We start from the raw sequence: 6,297 nt of genomic DNA on the forward strand, positions 1-6,297 counted from the left end.
TCAGCAATACCTATTTGAAACTGTAGAAAGCTTTGCAACCATCTGAGTCCGAGATGAAACCTCTAGTTTGCGAAACATCCTTTTTAAGGCTTGCTTGACAGAGTTTTCAGTAATCCAAAGTTCTGCACTAATTTCTGCATTTGTTTGTCCTTGAGCCACCAAGTCAGCAATTTGCATTTCACGAGGTGTTAAATCTGTTTTTAATAGTTGTGGATGTTGCAATCGCGCCATTGCCACCCAAGTAGATATGTGCAGACAAAGCGCACTCAAATCTGTGAGATTTTGTGAGTCAAATGTAGGCATTCCTTGCTGACGGGTAAAACCTACCACGCCTACTAACTGGCCATTGCTAACAATTGGCCCTGCCATGACGTGCCAGTGATCGGCACGAGGACAAATCAATCTCCATGTTTTAGGTTTTACTACTAAAGCTTCATGAACAGGGGCATGGTGTTCTAGCAAGTAGCGGGCAACTGGATTGTGTTGGGGTGATAATGCAATTTGCAGTGCTTTTTGCATCTTGCTGTCAAGTAGAGAAATTTGAGCAAAGAAAAACAGCCCACATCGTGTAGCTGAAAAATATTCACTCATTTCTGCGCGTATGTGCGATCGCAACGCCTCTTCATCTTTAGCTTGAGCAATTGCATGAAATAGAGCTTGTAAGGCAATCATGATTGGCAAATTGTACACTTTCGAGGTCTAGGCGCAGTATAGCAACCAGACCTATCCTAGCTTTTGTCACATCAAACCGCTTCGCGGAGTCATTAGTTATTAGTCCGTGAGATACCACGCCCATAAGGAACGTGGTTTGAATTAGTCCGATATCATTAGTTTTTTTCGCTTAACTTCGGGCGAAGTATGTACCAAAAAACAATAACTAATGACCAATGACCAATGACTAATTTGTTTGCTTTTTTGGGATTATTCAACCATGACTGTAAATTCTGGCATTGATAATACACAAATATCCCGGCGCTGGATTCAAATCGGTTTTTTTATTGCAGTAGTGTTTTTCAATCTCTGTTTAGCAACACAAATATTCAGTGTTGGACTGGCTTACTTTTATAACTCTGATTGGTGGAACCTACATATCTGGCTCGTGCGAGGATATAGCGGACTCTCACTAATTTTGTTGATATGGGTGTTTTTGATGCCTTTTCCTCCAAGAGTCCAGAACCTTACAGCAAGTATCCCAGTGCTGCTGGGACTGCAATTTCTCACAATTCACTTGAAAACTTCTTTTCCTTTAGCTGTCTTTCATCCACTCATCGGCTTTTCCTTATTTTCTATTTCCACAACCCTAGTTCATCGGACATCGCAGATTGTATTTCCCAACCACAACCAAGACTAAATAGGTAACTTTCAATTCTTTTAGCACTATTACAGGAGAAATATAAATGTCTCAATATGCTCATCCATCCGTTCTCGTCGATACCCAATGGCTGGAAAATCATCTCAACGATCCAAACGTCCGCATTATTGAAGTGAATATGAGTCCAGAGCCATACAAAAATGCTCATATCCCTGGTGCTGTCTTCTGGAACATCTTTACAGACTTACTATTGCCCGATTTTAAAATGAATTTGGATGCGATCGCTTTTGAGAGGCTGATGGCACGTTCAGGGATCACAAATAATACAACAGTGATTGCTTATGGCAGTTATCCTGGAACCGGAGCCTGGATTTTCTGGTTTTTGCAAGTCTTGGGGCATGAAAATGTAAAAGTTCTCAATGGTGGCTACCAGAAATGGAAGTCAGAAGGTCGTCCACTAGCAACTGAATTATCCACGTTTCCTAACACTGATTACCGTGCCAGAGCTACTGATGGTAGTTTTAGAGTATTACATGATGAAGTTAAAGCATCAATTGGTAGAAGTGAGCGCGTGTTGTTAGATGTCCGAACACTTCAAGAATATTGTGGTGAATGGTTTTTCGATCAGCCACCAAAAGCAGGTGAAGTTACTGGACATATTCCAGGTGCAGTGCATCTTGAGCATATCCTCACTCTCAATGAGGATGGAACTTTTAAATCATTCAATGAACTGAAAAATCTTTATACCAGTAAGGGCATTACGGCTGATAAGGAAGTATTTCCCTATTGTGCGATTGGCGGGCGTTCTGGATGTATCTGGTTTGTCTTAAGGTATTTATTGGGCTATCCGAACGTTCGGAATTACGATGGCTCTTGGAATGAGTGGAGTCGTCTACCTGATATAGCTATAGAGAGGTAGTGAGAGTTACAAACAAAGGCCGGGGGCAGGGGGAGATGAGGAGGACAAGGGGGAATTATTAAAATTAAGTCTCTCCCTTGTCTCCCCCCTCTTCCTTGTCTCCCTTGTCTCTTTTCTATGCCCTATTTGGCCATTATGAAGACCGCAGGGAGCAGGGGGAGACAAAGAAGAAACTTGTTTAATAATTCTCTCTTATCCCTGTTGTCTTCCTTGTCCTCCTTGTCTCCCTCATCTCCTCCTACTCCCATACTCTCTACTCCCTGCTCCCTGCCTCCTAATTGGGATTGCTCCCAATATTACCAATAACCACACCTTTACAGACGGACACCACTACCATCACCAAGATTAAAATCTCTTAACCTTTCGTTACAATAAAAACATCGAGAAGGACGAAAATAAACCTCTCGCAGTTGAAATCAAAGGTGAACGACATGAATGGCACAATTCGCGTTGGTAATCTCTTCGGAATTCCCTTCTATATCCATCCGTCGTGGTTTTTAGTTCTGGGTTTAGTAACCTGGAGCTATAGTAGTGGACTGGCGGCGCAATTTCCCCAATTATCGGCGGGGTTCGCTTTACTACTAGGATTGATGACAGCGCTGATGTTATTTGCCTCTGTCGTCGCCCATGAATTAGGACATAGTTTTGTTGCGATTCGTCAGGGAATTGATGTCAAATCCATCACACTGTTTATCTTTGGCGGTTTAGCAAGCTTAGAAAAAGAGTCGAAAACTCCAGGTGAAGCTTTTTGGGTAGCGATCGCTGGCCCAATGGTAAGCTTACTACTATTTGGTATCCTTACAGCTATTGGCGTTACCACTACTGCATCAGGGCCGTTAGCAGCAATTCTTGGTGTATTGGCTTCTGTTAACTTGGCATTAGCCCTATTTAACCTGATTCCTGGCTTGCCCTTAGATGGCGGAAATATACTGAAAGCTATTGTTTGGAAAGTTACAGGCAATCCTTATAAAGGCGTAACCTTTGCTAGTCGAGTTGGGCAAATCTTTGGTTGGGTAGCAATTCTTTCAGGTATAGTTCCCCTACTATTCTTTGGTAGCGTCGGTAACTTCTGGAACTTGTTAATTGGCTTCTTCTTGTTACAAAATGCTGGTAATGCGGCTCAATTTGCCAGAGTGCAAGAAAAACTCACAGGTTTGACTGCTGAAGATGCTGTAACCATTGATAGCCCGATTGTATCTGCTAATCTTACCCTGAGAGAGTTTGCCGATGAGCGAGTCATAAGTGGGCAAAACTGGCATCGGTTCTTAGTGACTGATGATGATGGACAATTAGTAGGTGCGATCGCAGTTGATAATTTACGAAGCGTCCCAACAGCACTGTGGTCAGAAACTCAAGTAAAAGAAGTCATGCGACCAGTTATCGAATCTACTACAGTTCAATCAGATCAACCTCTGCTAGAAGTAATGCAGTTACTTGAACAACAAAAAATATCTGTGCTTCCCGTGATTCGTGAGAATGGCGTTCTAGTTGGAATCTTAGAAAAAGCTGCAATTATCCAGCTACTTCAAAGCCGCACTCAACCCAACCCTGCGTAATAATTCGTAATTCGTAATTCGTAATTCGTAATTAAAGCTTCGACTCCACTCAGGTTAAGGGAAAGGGATAATAAAAGCTCTTTCCTTTTTCCCTATTTTGGAATTATATGGTAATACGCTTGGGTTAAAGATTTTTTCGAGAACCACGGGTTTGTAGAGACGCTGCATTGCAACGTCTCTACACTGCTTACAGAACAAGGGTTTTAGTTTTATCTGAACCGTATTGAATTACATGGAGTTGAGAGCAACAGATAAATTCCCAGCTTCTGGCTTCTTGAGCATTTCTGCGGTGATGGCACGTTGCCAAGTTAATTCTTTTGTAGTATCATCCCAATGCCAGCGTAATAAATTAGCGGATTGACTCTTGGCAATTCCTGGTAAACCAATTGCTTTTCTAGGTGCATTAGTAGCTAAAGCGATCGCACTTTCTACGTCACAAATTCCCCACTTCACTAAATTCTGCACTCCCACCAATAAGGCTAAAGTCGTCCCCGACAAAGTGCCATTGGCCAGTCGTGCCGTACCGTTTTTAACTTCAATTTGCCGACTGTCCCAAGGATACACGCCATCGGGTAGCCCCAGAGGAGAAAGGGCATCGCTGACGAGGAACAGTCCTTGTTCTTGATAGCTAGCGCGAAGCAAAATTTGTAGCATCATGGGTGAAACGTGTTCACCATCAGCAATAAAACCACACATTACATCAGGATTGATAATTGCTGCCCCTAATAATCCTGGTTCGCGGTGATGTAATGTTGGCATGGCATTGAAAGCATGAGTTACCATCGTTGCACCTTGTTCAAAGGCACGTTGCGCTTGGGCAGATGTTGCCTGAGAATGCCCTAAACTGACAGTAATCCCCAGAGAACGCAAATATGGAATTACTTTGCCAGTGGAATCTAACTCCGGTGCTAAGGTGATGACTTTCACAACATGGGCATAATCACCCAAAACCCGCTTTACTCGATCCATTGTCAAGGGTAAGAGATACTCTGCTGGGTGTGCGCCGCGCTTTTGGAGATTTAAAAATGGCCCTTCTAGGTGTACTCCCAGAATCTTGGCACCTGCTGGTTGATTGGGGAGAACTTCAGCAATAATAGCAAGCGATCGCTGAATGTTTTCTACTGAAGTTGTCACAAGTGTCGGTAAAAATCCATCTACCCCGACATCCCATAAAAATTGTGAGATTTTTTGGAGCTTATGAGCATTTTCAGCCGTTAAATCAGGAAATGCCAATCCCAAAGCACCGTTAATTTGTAAATCAACGCCACCCAATGAAATCCAGTCGCCAGCAACATTTATTATGGATGCGCGGCTGCGTGTCTCTACTGTACCCATTGGTAAGATTTGCTCAATTATGCCCTCTTCATCAACCAAGAGCATTTGCAAATCTTTGTAACCAGGCACTCTAGCATTGATAATATCTACAGGATTTTGTGTTGCTTGGGTCATCACACTGGCTAGGGAATAATTAAACCTGACCCGATTTTAGATTGAACCATCGACTATTAATCCAAAATCCAAAACTTGTACTGAGCGAAGTCGAAGTATCCAAAATCTAAAATTCTATGACTCCCCTAGTTAGTATTATCATGGGCAGTGATTCTGATTTGCCCACCATGAAAGATGCGATCGCAGTTTGTGACGAATTTGGCGTTGAAAACGAAGTAGCGATCGTTTCTGCTCATCGTACCCCAGAACGGATGGTGCAATATGCTCAACTTGCACACCAACGCGGTATTAAGGTGATTATTGCTGGTGCCGGTGGTGCTGCCCATCTGCCTGGAATGGTAGCGTCTTTAACACCACTTCCTGTCATCGGTGTTCCTGTACCTACCCGAAACTTACAAGGTGTGGATTCTTTATACTCTATTTTACAAATGCCTGCGGGTATTCCTGTAGCAACAGTGGCGATCGGTAATGCCAAAAATGCCGGACTTTTAGCAGTACAAATCCTGGCAACTCATCAACCAGAATTGTTAGAAAAAGTGCAACAATATCGCCAAACACTATGTGAATCAGTAATTGCAAAGCAAGTAAAACTAGAACAACTAGGCTATGAGCAATATTTACAGCAAATGTTTTAAATAATTCGTAATTCGTAATACTTCGGCTACGCTCAGTACAAGTTCGTAATTCGTAATTTGTAATTAGTTAAGAAATATTAACAGCACGCCAGGGGATGAAGGCAATAAGGGGACAGGAGAATAAGCATACCCAATGCCCAATGCCCGATTAAATTCCAACATTGAAGCGATCGCTCCAGAATCAATGCAGCATTCTGAAGTATCTTGATTCTGAGACCTTAGTCGAAAATTTAGAGTGCAACATTCATGTGCCAATTGCTCGGAATGAATTGCAATGTTCCAACGGATATTTGCTTTTCTTTTGAAGGGTTTTCTGCACGGGGAGGAAGAACAGATCATCATAGCGATGGTTGGGGCATTGCTTTCTTTGAAGGGTGCGATTCGTTGCTTAGTGAATCACGGTAATCAGTCCGTACATAACTAAGC

General features: G+C 42.7%; 6 protein-coding genes and 1 pseudogene. 5 read left to right on the forward strand and 2 right to left on the reverse strand.

The annotated features are described in order from the left end of the window. Entirely contained in the window at window positions 1-672 is a 672-nt protein-coding gene (locus HWQ36_RS24510) for a LuxR C-terminal-related transcriptional regulator (protein WP_292707482.1), read from the reverse strand. A gap of 259 nt (window positions 673-931) precedes the next feature. Between HWQ36_RS24510 and HWQ36_RS24515 the strand changes: the two genes are divergently transcribed. The 3 genes from HWQ36_RS24515 to HWQ36_RS24525 all read left to right on the forward strand — a co-directional run bounded on the left by HWQ36_RS24515 (window position 932) and on the right by HWQ36_RS24525 (window position 3,787). Then, window positions 932-1,351, forward strand: a complete 420-nt coding sequence (locus HWQ36_RS24515) for a DUF6220 domain-containing protein (RefSeq protein ID WP_292707484.1) — start codon at window positions 932-934, stop codon at window positions 1,349-1,351. Between the two features lie 46 nt (window positions 1,352-1,397). Beyond that, a complete protein-coding gene (locus HWQ36_RS24520; protein ID WP_292707487.1) occupies window positions 1,398-2,231 on the forward strand; it encodes a sulfurtransferase in 834 nt (277 codons plus the stop codon). A 431-nt stretch (window positions 2,232-2,662) separates the two neighbouring features. Beyond that, complete coding sequence (locus HWQ36_RS24525) at window positions 2,663-3,787, forward strand: site-2 protease family protein (RefSeq protein ID WP_292707490.1); 1,125 nt, start codon at window positions 2,663-2,665, stop codon at window positions 3,785-3,787. 228 nt (window positions 3,788-4,015) lie between these two features. On the opposite strand, the gene nagA is transcribed toward HWQ36_RS24525, so the two are convergent. Beyond that, the gene (gene nagA, locus HWQ36_RS24530) at window positions 4,016-5,236 is read right to left on the reverse strand and encodes an N-acetylglucosamine-6-phosphate deacetylase (RefSeq protein ID WP_292707493.1); all 1,221 of its coding nucleotides are present in this window, start codon (window positions 5,234-5,236) and stop codon (window positions 4,016-4,018) included. A gap of 116 nt (window positions 5,237-5,352) precedes the next feature. Here nagA and purE point away from each other — a divergent pair, with 116 nt between their 5' ends. Together purE and HWQ36_RS24540 are read left to right on the forward strand one after the other, a co-directional pair. Then, window positions 5,353-5,871, forward strand: coding sequence for a 5-(carboxyamino)imidazole ribonucleotide mutase (gene purE / locus HWQ36_RS24535; RefSeq protein WP_292707495.1), 519 nt, complete (start codon window positions 5,353-5,355; stop codon window positions 5,869-5,871). 246 nt (window positions 5,872-6,117) lie between these two features. Further along, a pseudogene (locus HWQ36_RS24540) lies at window positions 6,118-6,273 on the forward strand (class II glutamine amidotransferase); the annotation flags it as partial. Window positions 6,274-6,297: the final 24 nt, after the last annotated feature.

It is taken from the genome of Nostoc sp. NMS2 (assembly GCF_017115105.1).
Taxonomy (GTDB): domain Bacteria; phylum Cyanobacteriota; class Cyanobacteriia; order Cyanobacteriales; family Nostocaceae; genus Nostoc.

Coding starts and splice junctions, on each gene's coding strand:
- HWQ36_RS24520 (WP_292707487.1), top strand. CDS start 1,398: ATGTCTCAATATGCTCATCCATCCGTTCTCGTCGATACCCAATGGCTG.
- nagA (WP_292707493.1), bottom strand. CDS start 5,236: ATGACCCAAGCAACACAAAATCCTGTAGATATTATCAATGCTAGAGTG.
- HWQ36_RS24515 (WP_292707484.1), top strand. CDS start 932: ATGACTGTAAATTCTGGCATTGATAATACACAAATATCCCGGCGCTGG.
- HWQ36_RS24510 (WP_292707482.1), bottom strand. CDS start 672: ATGATTGCCTTACAAGCTCTATTTCATGCAATTGCTCAAGCTAAAGAT.
- HWQ36_RS24525 (WP_292707490.1), top strand. CDS start 2,663: ATGAATGGCACAATTCGCGTTGGTAATCTCTTCGGAATTCCCTTCTAT.
- purE (WP_292707495.1), top strand. CDS start 5,353: ATGACTCCCCTAGTTAGTATTATCATGGGCAGTGATTCTGATTTGCCC.